This is a genomic window from Chungangia koreensis (assembly GCF_042651785.1).
GTDB lineage: Bacteria > Bacillota > Bacilli > Bacillales_A > Planococcaceae > Chungangia > Chungangia koreensis.
In genome coordinates, this window is the sequence record NZ_JBHSEC010000002.1 from 1 (window position 1) to 23,510 (window position 23,510).

The 23,510-nt window shown below is 41.6% G+C and carries 22 protein-coding genes; all 22 read right to left on the minus strand.

The features are described from left to right. Nucleotides 1–124 precede the first annotated feature (124 nt). Nucleotides 125–1,459, minus strand: coding sequence for a type I glutamate--ammonia ligase (glnA, locus tag ACFOZY_RS01655; protein ID WP_378151574.1), 1,335 nt, complete (start codon nt 1,457–1,459; stop codon nt 125–127). Nucleotides 1,460–1,573: 114 nt separating this feature from the next. Continuing rightward, a complete protein-coding gene (locus ACFOZY_RS01660; RefSeq protein WP_378151577.1) occupies nt 1,574–2,836 on the minus strand; it encodes a methionine gamma-lyase family protein in 1,263 nt (420 codons plus the stop codon). Between the two features lie 66 nt (nt 2,837–2,902). Continuing rightward, complete coding sequence (locus tag ACFOZY_RS01665) at nt 2,903–3,202, minus strand: rhodanese-like domain-containing protein (RefSeq protein ID WP_378151580.1); 300 nt, start codon at nt 3,200–3,202, stop codon at nt 2,903–2,905. Between the two features lie 88 nt (nt 3,203–3,290). Next, nucleotides 3,291–3,521, minus strand: coding sequence for an RNA chaperone Hfq (hfq, locus tag ACFOZY_RS01670; RefSeq protein WP_378151582.1), 231 nt, complete (start codon nt 3,519–3,521; stop codon nt 3,291–3,293). Between the two features lie 44 nt (nt 3,522–3,565). Further along, nucleotides 3,566–4,477 carry a tRNA (adenosine(37)-N6)-dimethylallyltransferase MiaA gene (gene miaA, locus ACFOZY_RS01675; RefSeq protein ID WP_378151584.1) on the minus strand — a complete coding sequence of 304 codons (912 nt, stop codon included), beginning with the start codon at nt 4,475–4,477 and terminating at the stop codon, nt 3,566–3,568. A 36-nt stretch (nt 4,478–4,513) separates the two neighbouring features. Next, nucleotides 4,514–5,431, minus strand: a complete 918-nt coding sequence (locus ACFOZY_RS01680; RefSeq protein ID WP_378151586.1) for an alpha/beta fold hydrolase — start codon at nt 5,429–5,431, stop codon at nt 4,514–4,516. Between the two features lie 72 nt (nt 5,432–5,503). Continuing rightward, a complete protein-coding gene (gene mutL / locus ACFOZY_RS01685) occupies nt 5,504–7,354 on the minus strand; it encodes a DNA mismatch repair endonuclease MutL (RefSeq protein ID WP_378151588.1) in 1,851 nt (616 codons plus the stop codon). Between the two features lie 12 nt (nt 7,355–7,366). Continuing rightward, complete coding sequence (mutS, locus tag ACFOZY_RS01690; protein ID WP_378151590.1) at nt 7,367–9,943, minus strand: DNA mismatch repair protein MutS; 2,577 nt, start codon at nt 9,941–9,943, stop codon at nt 7,367–7,369. A gap of 143 nt (nt 9,944–10,086) precedes the next feature. Further along, complete coding sequence (gene cotE / locus ACFOZY_RS01695; RefSeq protein WP_378151592.1) at nt 10,087–10,614, minus strand: outer spore coat protein CotE; 528 nt, start codon at nt 10,612–10,614, stop codon at nt 10,087–10,089. Between the two features lie 417 nt (nt 10,615–11,031). Next, nucleotides 11,032–11,466: a YlbF/YmcA family competence regulator gene (locus ACFOZY_RS01700; protein ID WP_378151594.1), complete on the minus strand. Its 435-nt coding sequence runs from the start codon at nt 11,464–11,466 to the stop codon at nt 11,032–11,034. Further along, nucleotides 11,466–13,007: a tRNA (N6-isopentenyl adenosine(37)-C2)-methylthiotransferase MiaB gene (gene miaB, locus ACFOZY_RS01705; protein ID WP_378151596.1), complete on the minus strand. Its 1,542-nt coding sequence runs from the start codon at nt 13,005–13,007 to the stop codon at nt 11,466–11,468. The genes ACFOZY_RS01700 and miaB overlap by 1 nt, the downstream gene beginning before the upstream one ends. 212 nt (nt 13,008–13,219) lie before the next feature. Further along, on the minus strand, nt 13,220–13,486 hold the full coding sequence (locus ACFOZY_RS01710) for a stage V sporulation protein S (RefSeq protein ID WP_378151599.1): 267 nt from the start codon (nt 13,484–13,486) through the stop codon (nt 13,220–13,222). A gap of 87 nt (nt 13,487–13,573) precedes the next feature. Next, nucleotides 13,574–14,371: a TIGR00282 family metallophosphoesterase gene (locus tag ACFOZY_RS01715; protein ID WP_378151601.1), complete on the minus strand. Its 798-nt coding sequence runs from the start codon at nt 14,369–14,371 to the stop codon at nt 13,574–13,576. Nucleotides 14,372–14,443: 72 nt separating this feature from the next. Further along, nucleotides 14,444–16,000 (minus strand): ribonuclease Y, encoded by a 1,557-nt coding sequence (rny, locus tag ACFOZY_RS01720; RefSeq protein ID WP_378151603.1) that lies wholly within the window; start codon nt 15,998–16,000, stop codon nt 14,444–14,446. A 191-nt stretch (nt 16,001–16,191) separates the two neighbouring features. Beyond that, nucleotides 16,192–17,232, minus strand: a complete 1,041-nt coding sequence (gene recA / locus ACFOZY_RS01725) for a recombinase RecA (RefSeq protein WP_378152189.1) — start codon at nt 17,230–17,232, stop codon at nt 16,192–16,194. Between the two features lie 226 nt (nt 17,233–17,458). Then, nucleotides 17,459–18,706: a competence/damage-inducible protein A gene (locus ACFOZY_RS01730; protein ID WP_378151605.1), complete on the minus strand. Its 1,248-nt coding sequence runs from the start codon at nt 18,704–18,706 to the stop codon at nt 17,459–17,461. Nucleotides 18,707–18,717: 11 nt separating this feature from the next. Beyond that, complete coding sequence (gene pgsA / locus ACFOZY_RS01735; RefSeq protein WP_378151607.1) at nt 18,718–19,296, minus strand: CDP-diacylglycerol--glycerol-3-phosphate 3-phosphatidyltransferase; 579 nt, start codon at nt 19,294–19,296, stop codon at nt 18,718–18,720. 49 nt (nt 19,297–19,345) lie between these two features. Continuing rightward, nucleotides 19,346–20,236 carry a helix-turn-helix domain-containing protein gene (locus tag ACFOZY_RS01740; RefSeq protein ID WP_378151609.1) on the minus strand — a complete coding sequence of 297 codons (891 nt, stop codon included), beginning with the start codon at nt 20,234–20,236 and terminating at the stop codon, nt 19,346–19,348. Between the two features lie 11 nt (nt 20,237–20,247). Further along, complete coding sequence (locus ACFOZY_RS01745) at nt 20,248–21,042, minus strand: DUF3388 domain-containing protein (RefSeq protein ID WP_378151611.1); 795 nt, start codon at nt 21,040–21,042, stop codon at nt 20,248–20,250. Nucleotides 21,043–21,176: 134 nt separating this feature from the next. Next, entirely contained in the window at nt 21,177–21,437 is a 261-nt protein-coding gene (locus tag ACFOZY_RS01750; protein ID WP_378151613.1) for a DUF3243 domain-containing protein, read from the minus strand. 40 nt (nt 21,438–21,477) lie between these two features. Further along, complete coding sequence (gene ymfI / locus ACFOZY_RS01755; RefSeq protein ID WP_378151615.1) at nt 21,478–22,212, minus strand: elongation factor P 5-aminopentanone reductase; 735 nt, start codon at nt 22,210–22,212, stop codon at nt 21,478–21,480. Beyond that, nucleotides 22,205–23,509 (minus strand): EF-P 5-aminopentanol modification-associated protein YfmH, encoded by a 1,305-nt coding sequence (yfmH, locus tag ACFOZY_RS01760; RefSeq protein WP_378151617.1) that lies wholly within the window; start codon nt 23,507–23,509, stop codon nt 22,205–22,207. Before yfmH ends, ymfI begins: the two co-directional genes overlap by 8 nt. Between the last annotated feature and the right edge of the window lies 1 nt (nt 23,510).

Sequence of the window (23,510 nt, forward strand, 5' to 3'; positions counted from 1 at the left end):
GTTTCATCTATTTGAACTATTATAACGGGGTTTTGAACAGACAAAAACCCCGAATAGGGTCACTTTTATTAAAGTGTCCACTATTCGGGGTTCAGTTCAATCATTCCCAACGCTGTTTTCTCTATTAGTACATTTTTAAATATTGCTCACGTTCCCATGGATGAACTGCTGTTCGGAAATGATCCCATTCGATACGCTTCGTTTCAACAAAGTTTTCGTAAATATGGTTACCTAAAGCAGCCTGGATCACTTCGTCTTCAGCTAATTCGCCTACCGCTGCCTTCAAGCTTTCCGGTAAGCTCTCAATTCCATTTTGCTTCAATTCTCTTTCGGACATTTCGTAAATATTTTGGTTCACTTCTGCAGGTGGCATCGCCTTTTCTTTAATGCCTTCTAAACCGGCCTTCAATATGACTGCCATCGCTAAGTATGGATTTGCTGCTGGGTCGACTGAACGAACTTCTACTCGAGTACTCAAGCCACGTGAAGAAGGTATACGAATTAGGGGACTGCGGTTCTGTCCAGACCAAGCAACATAGGAAGGTGCTTCATAACCAGGAACCAAACGTTTGTAAGAGTTTACAGTTGGATTTGTAATCGCTGTGAAACCTTTTACATGTTTTAAAATTCCTGCAATGAAATGATAGGCATCTTCACTAAGTTGCGATTCACCTTTTTCATCAAAGAAAGCATTCACTTTGTCTTTGAAAAGAGAAACGTTACAGTGCATTCCTGAACCCGCTACCCCAAAGAGAGGTTTAGGCATAAACGTTGCATGTAAACCGTGTTTGCGAGCAATTGTTTTAACTACCAGCTTAAATGTTTGGATATTATCACAAGCAGTTATTGCATCAGCATATTTAAAATCGATTTCGTGTTGTCCTGGTGCCACTTCATGATGGGAAGCTTCAATTTCAAATCCCATCTCTTCAAGTTCTAACACGATATCGCGACGGCAGTTTTCTCCTAAATCTGTAGGCGCCAAGTCAAAATAGCCGCCATGGTCGTTCAAATTCAAAGTCGGTTCTCCTTCAACATCCAACTTAAACAAAAAGAATTCAGGCTCTGGCCCTAAGTTAAAATGAGTATAACCAAACTCTTCCATTTCTTTTAAAATTCGTTTCAAATTACTACGTGGATCTCCGGCAAATGGATTTCCATCTGGATTGGAGATATCGCAAATGAGACGGGCAACTTTCCCCTTTCCTGTAATCCAAGGAAATACTACCCATGTATCCAAATCAGGCACCAAATACATATCTGATTCTTCAATACGTACAAAACCTTCAATTGAGGAACCGTCAAACATCATTTTGTTATCAAGAGCTTTGTCAAGCTGACTGACCGGTATCTCTACGTTCTTGATCGTTCCTAAGATATCTGTGAATTGTAGGCGAATAAAATTGACTCCCTCTTCTTTCACAAGTCTTTTGATGTCTTCCTTTGAATACTTACTCATTTTTTCACTCTCCCAATTAAAATAAATAACCTAACATTTTTTTATAATAGACGCTCTATTGTTCGTATGCAATTGCTTTTTTACGAGTTGTCGTAGTTTTTTTGTGAAAACGCTTCATAATAGCTTTCGTTTTTGCAATTGCTGGATGGCAGACAAAATAGCGGTTTTTACATGCTCATACGTTAAGCCGCCTTGTATGTATGCTGTGTATGGCGGACGTATTGGTCCATCTGCTGTTAGCTCAATACTGGAACCTTGTACAAAAGTTCCTGCCGCCATGATGACATCGTCCTTATAACCCGGCATATAGGCAGGTTCTGGAGCGTAGTGTGCATTTACAGGGGAATTGGTTTGTATCGTCCGGCAAAATTCAACCATTTGCTCTGCTTTTTCGAACGTAACCGATTGAATTAAATCAGTCCTCGGTTCCGTATAATGAGGGGAAGTAGACATTCCCACCTCTTCTAAGATGGCTGAAGTGAAGATTGCACCTTTTGCAGCTTGAGAAACGGTGTGTGGTGCGAGGAAAAAACCTTGATACATATCCATTAACGTATTTAAAGAAGCACCTGCCTCTGCTCCTATACCCGGAGAAGTCATCCGATATGCGCATTTTTCCACAAACTCTGCTTTCCCGGCAATATAACCACCTGTTTTAGCCAATCCACCTCCAGGGTTCTTGATCAAAGAACCGGCCATCAAGTCCACATTAAGATCAGTAGGCTCTAACTCCTCAACAAACTCTCCATAACAATTATCTACAAAGATGATAGCATCTTCTTTAATGGACCTAATGAGATTAATTATTTCATCTATTTGACTTATCGTAAAGGATGGTCTAAGTGCATAGCCTTTTGAACGTTGGATTGCAACGACTTTAGTTTTCTCGGAGATAGCCTTTCTTACTTCCTCTGCATTAACTGAGCCATCATCCAATAAATCGATGTGACTATAGTCGATTCCAAAATCCTCTAAGGAGCCTGTATCCTTTCCATTACCACTGACAATGGACTGAAGTGTATCATAAGGCTTACCAGTAATATAGAGAAGCTCATCTCCTGGTCTAAGTACACCGAACAAAGAAATCGTAATGGCATGTGTCCCGGATATGATTTGTGGACGAACAAGTGCAGCTTCTGCGCCGAAGACTTCCGCATATACCTTTTCCAACGTGTCCCTTCCGGCATCATCGTATCCATACCCTGTAGATGGGATCAAATGATAATCACTCACTTGATGCTTGCGGAAAGCAGCCAATACTTTCTGTTGGTTCAAAAAAGATACTTCATCTAACCGTTCGTGATATGGTTTGATTTTCTCTTCTATTTGCTTTGCTTGTTGGAGAAGTTCTTCTCCGATTAATGTTTTAAAACTCATGCTTATTCTCCAATCTTAACTTTCAGCAAAAAAGCGATGAAATCAAACATTCCATCGATTCTATTATCAGAGTTCTACTTCGCCTTCCCATGCCAACATTCCGCCCGTCATGTTAGTAACGTCATAACCTAAATCATCCAAAATGTTGCTGGCCATCGCACTTCTTCCACCAGAACGACAGACCATTATGTAACTTGTTTCACGATTCAATTCAGAATGCCGATTTTGCAGTTCACCAAGTGGTATGTGGATCGCTCCAGGAATGATTCCTTGGGCGACTTCGTCATTCTCCCGCACATCGACGACATGGAATTGTTCCCCAGAATCCATCCTCTGTAACAAATCTTCTGCAGTTATATTTTTCAATGGTTTCCCTCCTATCATGTCCACCCTATTATACCCTAATCGGACACAAAGAAAAAAAGATGGCCCAGTAAGACCATCTCCCTAATCCTCAAACTTCCTCTTCAGCATTCAATGTGACAGCTTTTGACGGGACAAAAGTTGAAATTGCATGTTTATAAATCAGTTGTTGCTTCCCGTCGGATTCCATTAAGACTGTAAAATTATCATAAGATTTTATGACTCCTTTTAACTGGAAACCGTTTAATAGAAAAACTGTAACAAAAATATTGTTCTTACGAAGCTGATTGAGAAAAGTATCTTGGATATTCATGGGCTTCATACGTATTCCTCCTATTTCTCTGTCTACTGCAATAAAGACTTATTCTAATTCATTCTCTCAAATTCCTGCACTAAATTCAAAATTTTTCGCAAATTATTTTCCTGGTCTTCTAAACTGTCAAACCAATGAACGTTGAGTTTATTCCTAAAATAAGTCAATTGCCGTTTTGCATAATTCCTTGAATTCCTCTTTATATTTTCCACTGCCTCAACTTTTGAAACCTTCCCATCCAAAAAATCATAAATTTCTTTATAACCGATCGCTTTAATCGATTGAACATCCTTCAAATTAGAAAGGTACAATCCTTCTACTTCTCTTAATAGGCCCTTTTTCATCATTAAATCGACCCGCTGATCGATCCGCTCATATAGTTTTTCTCTGTCCATCGTCAATCCGACCATCAAGTAATTATAAAGGGCGATTTCCCCTTTGCCATCCTCAATATCAGACTTGCCTTTCCCTGTAATCTCTGCAATTTCTAAAGCCCTGATGACTCTTCTTTGATTATTCGGATGAATTTGCGCTGCAGATAGAGGATCTTTTTCTTTTAATAAGGCGTGAAGAGCATCTAATCCAATCTCTTTTGCTAAATCTTCATATTTCTTCCGGATATTTTCGTCAGATGCTTCTTCAGTAAAGCGGAAATCGTGCAATACCGATTGAATATAGAGACCGGTTCCCCCTACGATGATTGGCAGTTTTCCACGGCCTTTTATCTCTTCAATCTTGAACCTGACCAATTGTTGAAACTCGGCAACAGAAAACGGTTCATCGGGATTTTTGATGTCGAACAGATGATGAGGGATCTCTTGTTTTTCTTCCTCAGTAATTTTGGCTGTTCCTATATCCAATCCACGATATACCTGCATGGAATCACCATTAATGATTTCTCCATCCAAAACATGGGCAAGACGTATGCTTAATGCAGTTTTTCCTGATGCTGTTGGTCCTACCATTGAAAGGACCTCCAATTTTCGTGTTAGCATGGCTACCTACTTTCTGATCCAATGTAAAATGGATTCAAACACTTCCATCTTGTTCGTTTCATGTAAGAGTTCATGGCGTCTATCTTCAAACAATATAACGTCCACTTTTTCCATTCCAACCTTACGGTATTGTTCAGCTACCTTAAAAACATCTTTTCCAAATTCCCCAACCGGATCTGCTTGACCCGAAATCAGCAGAATCGGGAGCTGTTTCGGTACTTTTTTAATTTCTTCAGGTCGATGGATCCTGATCAGTCCCGTAATGAGATCATGAAAAAATTGATTGGAAGCTACGAAACCGCAATATGGGTCTTGTATATATTTATCAACCTCAGATCTGTCAGTCGAAAGCCAGTCAAACGGAGTTAGGACATTTTCAAATTTGCTGTTATAGCTGCCGAACGTCAGGAAGTTCATAATCTTATCAGGTTCTGCTGCTCCATTTAGTCTGCGGTTCATAGCAGCAACCGCAAGTCCTACACGTCCTAAAAGCCCGGGGTTTCCACCGGTTCCCATCAGGATGGCCCTCTTTACAGTATCCCCGTAAAGTTGTATATACCGCCTTACGACAAAGGAACCCATACTGTGGCCCATCACGATTAGATCCGAATCTAACATATATTCTTTCCTGATTGATGAAACAACTTCATAAGCGTCCTTTGTGACACGTTCGAACCCTTCATGATCAGCTAAAAAACCCATCTTTCCGTTCAAATTCTGGGTTTCGCCATGTCCACGCTGGTCATGACCACTTACAAAGTAACCTTGCCCAGCTAAAAAAGCTGCAAATTCTTCGTAACGAGCAATATGCTCCGCCATTCCATGAATAAGGTGTATATGTCCAACCGGATTGCTAACTTCATAGATGAAAGTAGAAAGAACATGACCATCCATGGCTGTTACTGTTCCTCGCTTTACACTCATCTCGGGATCCCTCCAAACTGATTCGTCCTCTCTAAAAAGCCTAACCACTTCCGCATGCTTTCATCCTTTTCCTTACATTACCCGTTTGAACATCTTTTCCAATTCATAAGATGAAAAATGGACGATCACAGGTCTCCCATGGGGACAAGTAAAAGGATTCTCTGTCTTTTTCAAGTCATCCAATAAAACCTTCATATCCTCTTTCGTTAAGTAATGATTTGCTTTGATTGAACGTTTGCAGCTCATCATGATCGCAGCATCCTCACGTATTTTCTTAACGTCTATCTTTCGCTCCTTTAAAGCTTGTTCAATCATTTCTTCGATAATTTCACGTTCAAAATCTTTAGGGAACCAAACAGGATGTTCCCTTACTACAAAAGATTGGTGTCCAAATTCTTCAAGCAATACCCCTACTTCTTGTAAATAAGGCATCCATTCTTTTAACTTTAACGCTTCATCGCGAGGATAATCGAAGGTCATGGGGATCAGTAGTGATTGCCTCTCTTCCGAGTCGACTTCCCCTACCTTTTCTCTGTAGAATTCATACTTGATCCGTTCTTGTGCAGCATGCTGATCAACCATATAAAATCCATCCTGACTTTGAGCCACAATGTACGTGCCATGCACTTGACCGACAATTTCCAATTCAGGAAAAGCCGGGCCACCATCGACGGTCGGTGCTTCTTCCCAAACGGGCTGTTCTTTCACCTGAAGTTCCAAGTCAACTTTTTCCTGGTCTTTTTGATCATTGCTTTGAAACTGTGCATTTGAATTCATTGATAAAGGAAGATCTACTGCTTTTTCTCCTTCTTCTTGCTTCTTGAAGAAGGGCGTAGAATAGCTCGGAGTCACTTTTTTAGTAGGTCCGGTCCACATATTCAGTTGCTCTGCTTGAATCACTTGCTTCTTCGGCTTTTCATTAATCTCTGGCGCACGCATCTTCCCGGCAATCTCACGCCTGATCACCGCTCTGACAAGATCGGTCAAATCCGACTCCTTGCTTAGTTTGATAATTGACTTGGCCGGATGGACGTTGACATCCGTTAAATATGGATCCCCTTCGATATGCATCACCACAATTGGATATCGCTCAATCGGTAAAAAAGTATGATAGGCATCAATAACCGCTCTTGTTACGGCATAATTCTTTACCCAACGACCATTCACAAATAGAGTTAAATAATTCTTTGATGCTCTTGTCACTTCAGGCAGTGAAGCGTAGCCGGATATTTTGTAATCCGCTGACTCCCCTTCGAAATGGTTCATCTTTTTTGCTGTTGCCATCCCGTAAATGTCGGAAATGACACGAAGCAAGTCCCCACTTCCGGAAGTCCTTAAAATGCTCTGTCCATCGTGTTCAAGTTTAAAAGCGATTGAGGGGTAACATAGTGAAAGCCGATTGATCAGATCAATCGTATGGCCCAATTCTGTTTGAACCGTCTTGACATATTTCAATCGTGCAGGTGTATTGAAGAATAGTTGTGCTACCTGGATGTCTGTCCCCTTCCTAAGAGGAGCTACAGACTTCTCGACTAAGTTCCCACCGTCAAGAATGATTTTCGTACTATGCTCTTCTCCATCAGAAGTCCAAAGTTCAATTTTTGAAACAGCGGCAATACTAGCAAGAGCCTCTCCTCTAAACCCGAGAGACCGAATTCTGAAAAGATCCCGCTCATTCGAAATTTTACTTGTAGCGTGGCGAAAGAAAGCCAATGAAGCATCTTCTTCATCCATTCCGCTTCCATTATCAGTTACGTGGATTAAGGATAATCCTGCTTCTTTCAAGGATATCTCAATAGAGGTGCTACCAGCATCAATCGCATTTTCGACTAATTCCTTTACGACGGATGAGGGGCGTTCCACCACTTCTCCAGCTGCAATCTTATTGGATAAAGAATCTGTCAGAAGCTGAATTTTCCCCATATCTGTTTCCCCCTATCTTTTAATTAGTGATTTCTGGATATCATAGATAAACTGTAAGGCTTCCATTGGCGTTGTACCGGTAATATTCATGTCTCTTATTCTCTTTAATGCTATGAGTTCCTCTTCGGAATGTTGCTCGGCAACTTCATTGGCGCTATGACCTTCATCGAATAATGATAATTGCTCCGCTTCCATAATCAGATTCGATTGTGCTTTCTTTGAGGAATTCTCGAGTTCTTGCAAAATTTCGGAAGCTCTCGTAATAATGTCAGCAGGCAACTCTGCCAGTTCAGCAACATGGATTCCATAGCTTTTATCTGCAGGTCCGGATTTCACTTTATGCAGGAAGACGACTCTTCCATTCTGTTCGGCAGCTGCTACATGTACATTTTTTAATTTCTCCAGTTTTTGATCAAGTCCGGTTAATTCATGGTAATGGGTGGAAAATAAAGTATTTGCACCGATTTCATCATGTATATATTCCATCATGGCTTGGGCAAGAGCCATACCGTCATAAGTAGAAGTTCCTCTGCCAATTTCATCGAATAATAATAGGCTCCGATTTGTCGCGTTCACAATGGCATGCTGTGATTCCATCATTTCTACCATAAATGTACTTTGGCCAGATGTTAAATCGTCAGCCGCTCCGATTCTCGTGAAAATCTGATCAGTTACTGGAAGCACCGCTTCATCCGCTGGGACATAACAGCCCATTTGGGCCATTACAATCGTTAAAGCAACTTGCCGCATATATGTACTTTTACCGGACATATTTGGCCCAGTTATTAGCATCATGTTTTTTTCGTCCGTCAATTCGCAGTCATTCGGGACATATAATTGTTTATTCATCATTTTTTCGACCACCGGATGGCGGCCATTGATAATTTTCAGTGACCTTCCATCATGGAAAACCGGTTTTGTAAATCGGTAGTTTTCCGCTACTTCCGCAAAACCGATATATACATCGAGTTCACTGATGGATGAAGCTAAAGCCTGTAGCCTTGGGATATATGTCTTAATTTCTTCACGGATCTGAGTGAACAGTTCATATTCGAGTGCCAAACTTTCTTCATCCGCATTTAAAATTAGTGCTTCTTTTTCTTTCAATTCGTCAGTTATATACCGCTCTGCGTTTGCCAATGTCTGTTTTCGTTCATAACGGGACAAATCCGCTAAATGGATATTGGATTTCGTTATTTCAATGTAATAGCCAAAAATCCGGTTATAACCGATTTTTAATGATTTAATGCCTGTTCGTTCCTTCTCCTGCTGTTCAAGTGCAGCAATCCACTCTTTACCATTTCTCGATGCATATCTAAGCTCGTCCAAACGGTCATTAAATCCATCTTTAATCACATCCCCTTCTTTAACAGAAATCGGAGGATGCTCACTGATCGATTCGGCTAATAGCTCACACACTTCTGAACAATCATCCATACCCTTACAGAGCGATTGCAATGTTTTACTCCCTGAAGACTGAAGCTGTGATACAATACTCGGCACTTTTCTTAAAGACTCTCTTAGTTGGGCCAAGTCACGGCCCCCGGCACTCCCGAATGCTATTCTTCCTGCAAGGCGTTCCAAATCATAAACTTCTTTTAATAAATTACGTACTTCCATTCTTATAAAATAGTTTGAAAGAAATTCAGAAACGATTTCCAGTCTATGTTCAATTCTTATACGATTGGCAAGAGGCTGATGAAGCCATTGTTTCAACTTTCTTCCACCCATCGCTGTAACAGTCTCATCGAGCAGCCAGTTCAAGGTACCTTTGTTGTCACCTCCACGGATGGATAGGATTAACTCAAGGTTTCGTTTTGAATTAAAATCAATGGATAAGAATTCTTCCTTAATATGATAAGTGAATGGTTGGATATGATTTAACGGTCTCTTTTGAGTTCGTTTTACATAATTCAACAATCTGAAAACAGAGTGATGCAGATCATCAGGACAGTTGCTAACAAACGGTTGGAAATCTGTACTAAGTAGACTTTCCTCAATTGATAAAAGAATGGATTGAGAAACTGCTAAATCATTCATCGAAAGGTAAAGCTGCTCCGGAACGACAAGTTCTGTGATTTTTAGTGATTGCAATTCGGAAATTACGTTCTTTTCGTCGCCTTCAATAATGGTAACAGAGGCTTCACCTGTAGATAAATCCAGGTACGAAAGTGCAAATTTTCCCTCGGCAAGCATTTCAGATGCCGCGATATAATGATTTGTTTTTCCATCCATCGCTTTTCCATCTGTCATTGTACCAGGGGTAATGACACGTACTACTTCACGTTTCACAACGCCTTTTGTCGCTTTCGGATCCTCCATTTGTTCACAAATAGCCACTTTATGGCCTTTTTGGACCAATGTCTCTATATAACCTTTTGCGGAATGATAAGGGACTCCACACATCGGTATCCGATCTTCGGATCCTCCGTCCCTGCTTGTTAATGTAATTTCAAGTATTTGTGATGCTTTTATTGCGTCATCAAAAAACATTTCATAAAAATCGCCTAATCTGAAAAACAAAAAAGCATCTTGATAGTCAGATTTTACGAGTAAATATTGTTGGATCATTGGTGTATATGTAGCCATGCCTTAACCCTCTCTTATCTAATCGGTAACTTATATTATAACAAACTAGTAATGGTGCTGTGAGTGTGATTGTTCAAGAATCTTTTATTAGACTATTCCGGCAGGTTCAATACAAAAGAAAAAAGCCGGATGTGATTTCCGGCTTAAAACGGAGATGATTCCCCGCTGCTGGATGAAGAAGATGACGAGGATGAAGAACTTTCATCCTGGAAATTCCACTCTTCTTCAAACTCGTATGGATGTACGGTCACTACTACTTTAGTCTCTCCGACTACTTCGGCCAACAGTTCACGTTCTACGACGATTTTGAAATGATCTCCATCTTCTGTAATGACAGCTTCAGTACAATTCGGCTGTTGGATCACTTTTACATGAATGTCTTCTGATCCTGTTGTTTGGTCATCTCGGTAATATAGCTTGATCTTTTCTTTGTATGGTACACTTTCTGAAAATACGGCTGTCTTTGAATGGTCATGGTGAGCATACCAAACGTTCACATCAAATTTGCCGGATACTTCGATTACATTTCCGACCTTTTTTGATTGATACGAATGATTGATCACCCAGCAGCCTAAAATGCTGGAAGGGCAATTAGGCGGACGCAGTGTGACTGCATCTTCTGTTCTCTTTTTCCCTTTGGCGACAACTGCTTTCGTAACAATTTGACGCAAGTTCTTCAGATTCTTTCCTCCTCCGGTCAGTTCATTTCATGATATGCTACGAACGCCCATAGCGTGAAAAAATTAGGCAAACTAATCAAAGTCTTTTTTAAAGGGCCGCACGATGCAGGTCATACGTCCGTTGCCACAGGACGTGGCGTACTTAGGACGCCTTCAGTCCCGCACGACGCGGGTCATGCGTCCGTTGCCACAGGATGTGGCGAACTTAGGACGCCTTCAGGCCCGCACGATGCGGGTCATGCGTCCGTTGCCACAGGACGTGGCGTACTTAGGACGCCTTCCATAATAATCATCCAAATAACACGAATAAATAACTTTAATTAATTTATATATGCAGTAAATCTCAACAGGCAATTTCAAGTTATATAAAATAAAAAAGTCACTCTCCAAAGAAAGTGACTCACATCATTATAATTCAGTTTTTTGCGATGTTGCTTTTACCTTCGAACCTGTTTCACCACGGAGTAAGTCTCCACCAGTGGATTCGATAATTTGGTTAGTTACTTTGTTAGCAATCGTGTTAGCAACTAACTGAAGAAGATCATTAACTTCTCCTTGAGACTGTTTGAATTCCTGAACAATTGGAATACTATCGATCTCTTCCTCGATCTTTTGGATTTTGGATTCAATCATATTGAGCGCTTTTTCTTTACCGTAATGCTGGAAGTTGACCGCTTGCTTTTGAAGGCTTCGTAAACTCGCAATCTTTTCACGGATTTTCTGGTTTTCATTGATTTGAGCTTCTGCACGCTTGAAGAAATCCACTTCTTCCGTATTCGCGATCATTTCTGCGATTTCTCGCGCTTTTGTAATAATGTCATCTTTTGTGTACTGTTTATCCATTATACTTTCACCTCTAAGTTAACCACTTCAACCATTTCGCCGTTCATGGACCACGATTTAACTTCTGTGATTTGAACGTTGACGAGTTGGCCGATCGCTGATTTTGGTCCTCTAAAATTAACTAACTTATTCTTTCGAGTGTAGCCGGCTAAAACATCCGGATTCCTCTTGCTTTCACCTTCTACTAAAACCTCTACAACTTGCCCCTCGTATGGCTTTAATGCCTCAAATGACAACTCGTTTACGACTGCATTTAAACGCTGCAGACGGTCTTTCTTTACCTCTAAGGGTACATTGTCCTTCATCTTTGCAGCTGGTGTACCTTCACGAGGAGAGTAAATATATGTGTATGCCATTTCAAAGCCGACCTCGCGGTATAAGGAAAGAGTTTCCTCAAATTGTTCCTCTGTTTCATTGGGATATCCGACAATAATATCTGTAGATAATGAAACATCTGGAATAGCAGCTCTTATTTTCGCCACAAGCTCAAGGAAATGCTCACGTGTATATTTCCGGGCCATAATTTTTAAAATGTCATTCGAACCTGATTGTACAGGAAGATGAATATGCTCGACAAGGTTTCCTTTTTTCGCAAGCACTTCGATCAGATGATCGTCAAAATCACGAGGATGGCTTGTCGTAAAACGAATTCTCGGTATATCGATATGGCGAAGGTCATCCATTAAATCGCCAAGTCGGTAGTTTAAGTCCTCGATATCCTTCCCATAAGCATTAACATTTTGCCCTAACAACATGATTTCCTTATATCCTTGTGCAGCCAAATGGCGTACTTCGCTAATAATGTCTTCTGGACGGCGGCTCCGTTCTTTCCCTCTTGTGTAGGGCACGATACAATACGTACAAAACTTATCACAGCCATACATAATGTTGACCCATGCCTTCGTCTTACGCAATCGGGATTTCGGAAGGTTTTCAATGACATCGCCTTCCTTGGACCAAACTTCAACAACCATCTCCTTGGACATATATGCTTCATGAAGAATATTCGGCAATCTGTGAATATTGTGTGTGCCGAATATGAGATCCACATGACTATAAGTCTTAAGAATCTTACTGACAACTGATTCCTCTTGGGACATGCACCCACAAACACCAAGAAGAAGATCAGGGTTTTCTGTTTTCAGTTGCTTTAAATGGCCGAGTTCACCAAATACTTTGTTCTCTGCATTCTCCCGAATAGCACAAGTGTTTAAAAGAATAACGTCCGCATCTTGGGCTGTGTCCGTTGGCTTGTAACCCAGCTCCATGAAAATACCTGCCATGACTTCTGTGTCATGTTCATTCATCTGACAGCCATATGTACGGATATAAAACTTACGGCCAACTCCCATATTTCTGAACTCTTCATCGATTGAAAAGTCTTTGTGATAAGAAACTTGTTCTTTTCCCCGCTTTTTCGCATCTTTTAATGATGGCGGCATGTAGACAGATTGAAAGTACTTACTGTAGTCTTTTTCAACCTTCCTGTCAGGTTCTGGACCTTTCACCTGAACACTTTGAAGACGTTGCTCTTCGTTCATCGAATGCAGACTCCTTTCTTTCCATCTATAGAGTTCCCATTGAACTATTATACTTAAGTTTCACCCCACCCTACAAGGAACATGACACAATTGTCCTGTTTTCGTCAAGAGTCGGCAAATAAATAAAAATATCATGTTCTTCCAAAAGAAAAAGCGTCCTCCACAGGGACGCCTTTTAGTGTCAATCTACTTCATTCATCAATACATTCAGTTCAGCGGGTTTTCTTCTCTACCAGTAGCTTGAGTGCTGTCCGGTCCTCGCCTGCAATCGTAATATCCGTAAACGCTGGAGAGCAGGTTAGATCGGTCCCGCTTGGTGCGACGAAACCACGTGCAATAGCCACTGCTTTTACCGCTTGGTTCAAAGCGCCTGCTCCAACAGCCTGCATTTCAGCATAACCTTTTTCACGGATGACTGCAACGAGTGCTCCTGCAACAGAATTCGGATTTGAGCGAGATGATACTTTCAATGAATCCACAACAATTCCTCCCTATTTTCCTCAACTTATGGAACATTGCTTCCATGGACCATTTTATGATTCATCCCGCTGAAATAGACTTTACCGTTACGATTGGAAAGGAACATCTTCATTGATATAGATCCGCTCGATCTTCAAAGCACGGCCGGTACGATCATCGATCTCTACAAACATTCCATTCAACTGGGCTCGGCCAGTCTTTGGAACTTCAAAACGCGTCGGCATATTTGTTTGGAAACGGTAAAGAACATCCTCTTTTTTCATCCCTAATATCCCGTCGTATGGACCGGTCATACCGGCATCCGTCAAATATGCCGTCCCTTCCGGAAGAATTCTAGAATCAGCTGTTTGTACATGTGTATGTGTACCGACAACGACAGATACTTTACCATCTAAATGCCAACCCATCGCGATTTTTTCGCTCGTCGCTTCCGCATGGAAGTCAACAAAAATGAGAGGGGACAACTTTCTTGCTTCTTCAACCAATTCCAACGACATAGCAAATGGATCATCATGTGGTGGTAGGAACGTACGTCCATGCAAATTGATCACGCTTAGCGTAACCCCATTTTTTGAAATTGTGGTCATCCCTTTACCAGGGGCTTCTGATGAGAAATTAGCAGGTCGTATTAAAAAATCCTCATCATCAATAAAGTCCAGAATTTCTTTCTGATCCCATGTGTGATTCCCCATCGTCACGACATCAATTCCCATGAAAAGTAGCTCTTGGTAAATACTTTTCGTTAAGCCTCTGCCTGCTGCAGCATTCTCTCCATTTGCTATGACTACGTCAGGCTTATACTTCGATTTAAGACGAGGCAAATAAGCAGCGACTGTCTCCCGTCCGATTGAACCGACAATATCACCTATAAATACTACTTTCATACCAATCACTCTTTCATTTTTGAAATAGAAAAGGCTTCTTTGACTTAACGTCTCAGAAGCCTTTTTAAAACATTATTTTGCGTATTCGACAGCACGTGTTTCACGAATGACCGTCACTTTAATATGACCAGGATAATCGAGTTCTTCTTCGATCCGTTTTCGGATATCCCTTGCCAGACGATGCGCAGTAATATCATCGATTTGGTCTGGTCGAACAATAATCCGGATTTCACGTCCAGCCTGGATGGCGAATGATTTCTCTACACCTTCATAGGACTCGGAAATTTCCTCAAGTTTTTCAAGACGACGGATATAGTTTTCAAGTGTTTCACTTCGTGCACCTGGACGTGCGGCTGATAAGGCATCTGCAGCAGCAACCAATACCGCAATGACGGAAGTTGCTTCCGTGTCCCCGTGATGGGAAGCGATACTATTAATGACAACAGGATGTTCCTTATACTTCGTCGCTAATTCAACACCGATTTCTACGTGGCTTCCTTCGACTTCATGGTCAATGGCTTTCCCGATATCATGCAGCAATCCTGCACGACGGGCAAGCGTGACATCCTCTCCAAGCTCTGCCGCAAGAAGTCCGGCAAGGAATGCCACTTCTTTGGAGTGTTTGAGGACGTTTTGACCATAGCTTGTCCGGTAGCGAAGACGTCCCAGAATTTTAATCAAATCTGGATGAAGGTTATGGACACCTACATCGAAAGTTGTTTGCTCCCCGGCTTCCCGGATTTGCTCATCAACTTCGCGTCTTGACTTTTCAACCATTTCTTCAATGCGCGCCGGATGGATTCGTCCATCTTGGACCAATTTTTCTAAGGCAAGGCGGGCCGTTTCCCGTCGAATTGGATCGAAACCGGATAGGATAACCGCCTCTGGTGTGTCATCAATGATTAGATCAATACCGGTCAATGTCTCCAACGTGCGGATATTACGTCCTTCACGTCCGATGATCCGGCCTTTCATCTCATCATTTGGAAGATTGACAACTGAAACGGTCGTCTCGGCAACATGGTCAGCAGCAAATCTTTGAAGGGCCAATGAAAGAATTTCACGGGCTTTCTTGTCCGATTCCTCCTTGGCACGGGTTTCTGCTTCTTTCGTCATGACAGCGATATCCGTAGCCAATTCGTTTTCAACTTCGCCAAGAAGGATATTTCGGGCCTCTTCGCGAGTCAAAGCGGAAATTCGTTCAAGCTCGGTTTGCTGTTTTGCTACAAGTTCTTCCACTTTGCTTTCCATCTGTTCAATATGCTGTTGTCGGTCAGCCAAGGCGTTTTCTTTACGCTCAAAGCCTGCTTCACGTTTGTTCAGAGCATCATCCTTACGGTCAAGATTCTCTTCCCTCTGTAACAGCCGGTTTTCCTGCTTTTGTAATTCAGCACGGCGTTCGCGGATGTCAGATTCAGCTTCATTTCGCAATCTGTGAGTTTCATCTTTGGCTTCCAATAGTGCCTCTTTTTTCAATGATTCTGCTTCACGTCTTGCATCTTCCAAGATCAATTCAGCGGAGTTTTTAGCACCATTCACTTTTGAATCGTTCACTTTTTTCAAAATAAAATAACTAACAATAGCACCGACAAAGATTCCAAGCAAAGTGGAGATGATTAAATCACCCATAATGGTCACCTCCTATTGCTAGATATAAAACGTTTTCAGTCGGCTCGTATATCGAGATTCAACATACTGCCTAAAGCATTTCTAAAGTTGAGAAAGTATACAGATACAATTGTATAGATGTAAAAATCTCCTGTCAAGGTTTCACAATTTCGACAAAAATAATACCCCCTCAATCGGAGGGGGTACAAATTTTATTCTTCATCGAGCAGTAAAGAAAGTTCTTTCAGTTCTTCTTCATCTTCCTCTTCATGGGATGCAATCGTATAAGATGCAGCTGCCATCCCTAAAGATTCACGGATTTTTTGCTCTATTTCATAACGGATGGCTGTGTTCTCTTTCAAGAATTGTTTTGCGTTTTCACGCCCTTGTCCAATTCGTTCTTCGTTATATGAATACCACGAACCACTCTTAAGGATGACATCCAATTCTGAACCGATGTCAACGATTTCTCCAACTTTAGAAATTCCTTCTCCGTACATGATATCTACTTCTGCAGTACGGAATGGTGGAGCGACTTTGTTTTTAACAACTTTAAGCTTCGTACGGTTACCCACCATTTCTTGTCCTTGCTTGATCGCTTCAGCACGGCGGACTTCAAGACGCACGGAACTGTAGAACTTCAAGGCACGTCCACCAGGAGTAACTTCCGGGTTCCCGAACATAACGCCGACTTTCTCACGGATTTGGTTAATGAAGATGGCAATTGTCTTAGACTTATTGATCGCACCGGACAGTTTCCGAAGCGCCTGTGACATAAGACGGGCTTGAAGACCAATATGGGAATCTCCCATCTCGCCCTCGATTTCTGCTTTTGGTACAAGAGCTGCAACAGAGTCAATGACAATGATATCGATTGCACCACTTCGTACCAATGCTTCTGCGATTTCAAGTGCCTGTTCACCAGTGTCCGGCTGGGACAATAGCAATTCGTCGATATTGACCCCAAGTTTTTGTGCATAAACTGGATCTAACGCATGTTCTGCATCGATGAATGCAGCTTGACCGCCGTTTGCCTGAACTTCTGCAATCGCATGTAAAGCAACAGTTGTTTTACCTGAACTTTCAGGTCCGTAGATTTCGATGATACGTCCACGTGGATAACCGCCTACTCCAAGTGCTGCATCGAGCGCCAAAGATCCGCTCGAACTAGTCGAGATTTCACGGTCTGTCTGTTCGCCAAGTTTCATGACAGATCCTTTCCCGAATTGTTTTTCTATTTGTTTTAACGCCATATCTAATGCTGCTTTACGGTCGCTCAAATTGTTTCCTCCTTTAGTGGTCTTAACCCCTTTGAATCTATCTCTACTATACTCGCTTTATGAGAAATAATCAAGAAAAAAGCGAACATTTATTCGTTAATTTTGAAGCGCAAAATGAAAGGAATTTCGAATAAAGGACGCCGAAAATTCATTTTCCTGAAAAACAGGGCGGCAAAATTGAATTTTGCCGCCCTCTAACTTAAGGAAGTTGTTTTAAAATTTTAATCAAATAATTCATCGTAGATTTAACTGCCCTCAGTCTGTTCGTATTCCTCATTCCCGATAACTTTAATTGATAAGCAACGGGTTCTTCATCGTTCAGCACTATTGCGATCCATACAGTTCCCACCGGCTGACCGTCATGCATTTCTGGCCCCGCTGCTCCAGTCAGACCAACGCCGATATCCGTGCCGAACTTTTGTTTCACTCTCACGGCCATCTCCATCGCACATTCTTTACTGACTACACCATGCCGTTCAATCACTTCTTGAGCGACACCTAATTGATGGATTTTAGCTTGTTCTGTATAAGTAACTATTCCACCGACCAAAGTTGAACTGATTCCCGGAATTTCAGCCAGTTCGGATTGGAACAGTCCAGCGGTCAGACTCTCAGCTGCTGAGATGGTTAACCCTTTTTCCATTAAGAGTTCAGCTGCTTTAGAGGTAAGGGAATCATCATCAATCCCATATTGAAAGTCTCCTACCCTCTCCAAAATAGCTGTCTTAGCTGAAGAAATAAGCTTAGCTGCCTCTATTTCAGAATTTGCCTTAGCAGTTATTCGGAGTGTCACTTCACCGTCAGAAGCGAGTGGGGCGATGGTCGGGTTTTCTTGTGCATCCAATAGATCCTCAATTTTATGCTCCAGTTCAGCTTCCCCAATACCGTAAAAGCGGAGAACCAAGGATTTAATGGTTTCATATCCGCCTACTTTCTTAGCTAAGAACGGTTTTGCTTCAAACTGGAACATCGGCTCAAGTTCTTTTGGCGGTCCCGGCAAAAGTATGTAAGTTCTTCCCTCTTGTTCATAAATCATTCCAGGAGCCATACCGTGGTGATTAACAAGCACCTTGGATCCATTCAGGACAAGTGCCTGTTTCCGGTTATTCTCTGTCATCGGTCGATTCAATCGATTGAAAAAAGCTTCAATTGAATGCAAAGCGGCCTGATTATACATCAGTTCCACACTCAAATGCTTGGCGATTGTTTCTTTTGTTAAATCATCCTTGGTGGGTCCAAGCCCACCGCTGAAAATAATTAGGTCTGCACGGCTTTCAGCAATAGTAATCGCCTGATCGAGCCGGATTCCATTATCTCCGACAACTGTATGATAATACACATTAACGCCCAATTCGGCGAGCTGATTCGATATAAACTTTGCATTCGTGTTGGCAATTTGCCCCAATAGCAATTCCGAACCTACTGCAATAATTTCAGCATTCATCATTGATTGCCCCTTTACATGGAGTCCAATAATACTCTCCGGTTTTTATGGAAATAATCCCAACCGGACCAAACTGTAAAGAATAATGCTACGTAAAGCATAATCGTTCCGAATGGAATATTGACCCATTCAAAAATGACATTATGTAAAAGCAGTGAGGAAATCGCAATAATTTGTGTCCATGTTTTAATTTTTCCAAGCTGATTAGCTGCTACTACCTCGCCTGTGCCAGCAAGAATCAATCTGAGGCCCGTCACCGCAAATTCACGGCTGATGATCAAAATGACAACCCATGACGGAGCAAAACCAAATTCAACTAAAATGATTAAGGCAGCTGAAACAAGAAGCTTATCTGCAAGCGGATCTAAAAATTTGCCCATATTCGTAACTAAATTGTGTTTTCTTGCTAAATGGCCGTCAATCCAGTCCGTGACTGAGGCGATGATAAAAACTAACCCACCTACTAAATGTTCTACAGGCATTGTTGCTCCTAAAAATGCAATCTCACCCCATCCGAAATCGACAAGCATGATGATCATGAATACTGGAATGAGCAAGACACGCGATACAGTAATCTTATTCGGTAAATTCATTTGGAAATTCCCCTTCCTTCTCAAGAAAAATAGTCATCTAAATAGATGACTATTGTGGTTTAGTAAACTGGATTACGATATTTTGGGTGACACCGCCTGGTTCGTTTGGAGAAACAGCATATTCCAATGGCTGATCATTGATTGTCAAAGATGCGTTAGGAGTCGATCCAATACGAACCCTTACTGATGACTGGTCCGTGAAATCGTAGTCCAATGTCTCTCCTGCAATCATACCCTTATTTTCAAGCTCCCTGCCATCTTGGTCAGTTACGATGATCCAAGATTCCCCAGTAGCCGTAATCTTCAATTTAAATTCTTCTGTACCAGTCAGCGTATATGTTGAAGTTTGTCCATTCGTCGAGACGAACGCTACTTCCTGTGTTTGCTCAGGTTCTGCTGGCTCTTCTTCAGGAGGAGGTGTATCAGTTTCATTATCCTCTCCAGGCTCCCCACCCTCACTTGGAGGTTTTACGTCATTATTTTGCTGGATGGATGTTACATCGCTCTCCGGTTCATCATTTACATCAGGACCTGCTGCCCGATGCTGCCAAAACGTCCATGCAGCCACAATCGCTACAATGATGAATAATGCCACAATAATTTTAGGAAGCACTTCCGCAAATCTATTTCGCGAACTTGCTATCGTCCGGCTTCTCAATGGCGCAGAAGAGACTGGCTGTACCGGATCCAGCTCCGTTTCCGGAACCTCTTTCTTGTATAGCTCCAGCATCTCATCCGGATTGAGATCAACTGCTTCCGCATATTGTTTAATAAATGCTCGGACATAAAAAGGGCCCGGCATCATATCGAACTTTCCATTCTCTATTCCTGATAGATAGCGCTTCTGGATCTTCGTCAAATCCTGGAGGTCCTCCAGACTAAATCCTTTTGCAATTCTCGCCTCCTTCAGACGAGTCCCCAATTCGGTCACATGTAACACCTGCCCATTTCCTAATTGAATCCGCCGAATCCACCAAATCCGCCGTTATTTCCTGACATTCCATTATTCTCAATGATTTTATAAGTTATTTCTTCATCCGGATCATGGCGCAACTCAATAATATAGTCGAAGTCCTCAATGGAATACTCCGAATGTTGGATGAACATATCCGGATGCTCAACTACTTTAATGGATGGTAAATTCATCATTTCACGGACGAGTTGAAGATGCTCTTCGTCATTCGAACGTCTCGTAACGATTCCATCCAAAATAAAGATATTATTTGGATCAAACTCATCCCCCATCAGACGATTCCGTACAGTCTGTTTAATCATGGTCGATGATAGGAAAATCCACTTCTTATTTGCACAAACGCTTGCCGCTACAACCGATTCAGTTTTCCCTACTCGGGGCATTCCCCTTATGCCAATTAGTTTATGGCCTTCCTGCTTAAATAATTCGGCCATAAAGTCTACCAATAGTCCAAGTTCATCTCGAACAAAGCGGAAGGTTTTACGGTCGTCTGCATCTCTTTGTATGTATCGTCCATGACGGACTGCCAATATATCTCTTAGTTTTGGTTCCCTGAATTTCCGTACATTAATCATTTCCATTGTAGAAGCTATCAATTCAAAACGTTCGATTTGTTCATCATTCTCTGCACGTAAAAGCATTCCCCTACGTCCTTGTTCCACGCCGTTGATGGTAACAATATTTACCCGCAACATGCCCAGCAGCGATGAAATGTCTCCTAAAAGCCCGGGACGATTCACTTGGATTTCGTATTCCATATACCATTCGCCCATATTATTCCGCCCTTCCTATTAAAAAGACGTTGCCTTCAGCCATTTAGTTATATCATATCGAATTTTGTTGCATTAGAAAAGAAAAAAGAAAAAAGAAAAAGGGAATAATCAATCCCTTTTTCTTTTTCAGCCCATTACTGAATTGTTTTGTTTTGCACAAGCTTAACGACCATGTTTGCAAGCGCATGTTGCTCCTGTTCGGTTGCAACAGACCAAAGATCGGAGAGTACTCTCTCTTGCTCATTTTTAGGATCAACATTTTTCGCTAAATAATCGCCAATTTGATAAGCGGTTTCCTTAATGACGTTATCCGCCATTCCAGTAGCTTGGGCTTTCATGACGTTTTCTCCTAAAAAATTGGTCCATTTCTGCCAGTTTTCCAATAATGCCATCATTCACCCTCCTTTTCGCAAACAGTATGTGCAAAAAAGGAAGTTATATGTACCAACCGCCATTCACATGAACAATTTGTCCAGTAATATAATCAGCGCGGCCACTGAGAAGGAATTGTACCACTCCACCAACTTCTGATGGTTTTCCTGGTCTTTGCAAAGGAATTTCCGAAGCGAGTTCAAGAGACTCGGCATCGGTCAGAAAATTATTCATATTGGTATCTATCCATCCTGGAGCAATGGCATTCACTAAGAACTTGGAATATGCCGACTCTTTTGCATAGGCTTTAACAAATGCATGCTGTGCTCCTTTTACCGTTGAATATAGTACCTCTCCAGCAGATCCGGTTTCTCCCCATATGGAGCCTATAAAGACTATATAAACTGGTTTTTCAGCTGCTCTCATTTTAGAAGAAAGAAGACTAATGAGTCTAACAGGGTTTTGTACATGAACTTGCCATAGCGCTTCCATTTCAGGAACAGTCGTCTCTGATAATAGTTTATAAACCGTATGGCCATTAGCTACAATAACGGCTCTTATAGACCCGATTTGAATGGCCACTTCTTCAGCAGCTTGTGGTTTTGTAAAATCTGCTTGCACTGCTATGAAATTCTGCAAAGGAAAATCCGGGGACAAGGTCCGGATTAATTCCGAAATTGCTTCTCCCCGGGTATTGTAATGCATATAGAGGGACCAACCGTCTTCAGCAAGAGATCGGCAAATGCTTTGACCGATTTCCCCCGAGGCTCCCAAAACTAAGGCGAACTTTTCATCCATTTTCTTTCATTCCTGAAGGTAAAATCGTAAAGACGGTCTGCTGCCCTTCGCCACTGATGGATTTAAAGGCTTCCTGCAAGTCAGCTACAGTGAGGTTCTCCAATGTCGGAACAACTTCAAACAAATCCATTTCATTGAAAGCATATCTCGTAAACTGATTGGCCATAAACTCAAGAGAATTCAACGAACGTAAAAATTGACCAATCCGCTTCCTTCTTGCCCGATTTAGCTCATCCGCTCCAAACGGCCATTTTTCAAAAGCTTTGTTAAAAGTCTTTTTAATCGCTTGCTCTAATTCTTCCGGATGGGATGTATCAGAACCTACAATAGCAAAACCAAATCCATTCTCTAATGTAAAGTCATATGCAAATGACTCGTCAATCCAACCTTTTTCATATGCTTCCGTGTAGAAGTCGGAAGACCTATTAAACAGAAGATCCAATGTCAATTGGATCGACAACTCGTTTTTCAACATGTCATTTCCAGACAAATCCGTTTGTGCTGCTTTTAAGCCAACAAACATCTTAGGCTTCTGTACGTCCATTTGGAGTGTCCGTCGATCAGTAGCAGCTTCCTTCGGCTCTTGAGGAAAGATTCTTTCAATGCTTTCAGGTTCAGCGAACTGCTTGTTACTTTGATTTTTCTTAACAAAATCGAGCATTTCATTCGGATCTACTGCTCCTACGATGAAAAGGAGCATGTTGGACGGATGATAGAACGTTCGATAACATTCATACAAATGGTCTGCTGTAATTTTGTCAATGGACTCGATTGTACCAGCGATATCAATCTTTACCGGATGTTCCTTGAACATATTTTCTATGACCCCATAATATAACCGCCAGTCGGGATTATCATCATACATAGTGATTTCCTGCCCAATGATTCCTTTTTCTTTTTCCACTGTTTTTTCCGTAAAATAAGGCTCTTGTACGAAGTTCAACAAGGTTTCCGTATTCTCGTAAAGGTTTTTTGTAGCAGAAAACAAATAGGCTGTTCGCGTGAATGAAGTGTATGCATTTGCACTAGCTCCATACTGGCTAAATTGCTGGAATACATCGCCTTCTTCTTTCTCAAACATTTTGTGTTCTAAGAAATGTGCAATTCCATCGGGGACTGTAACCGGTTCTGTTTTGCCAATTGGAACAAACGAACGATCAATTGAACCATATTTCGTGGTGAAGGTAACATAGGTTTTTGAAAAACCCTTTTTCGGTAAAATATATACACTTAAGCCATTATCCAGCTTCTCATGATACAGCGTTTCATCCAATTGTTGAAAGTGTAGTTCTTCCATC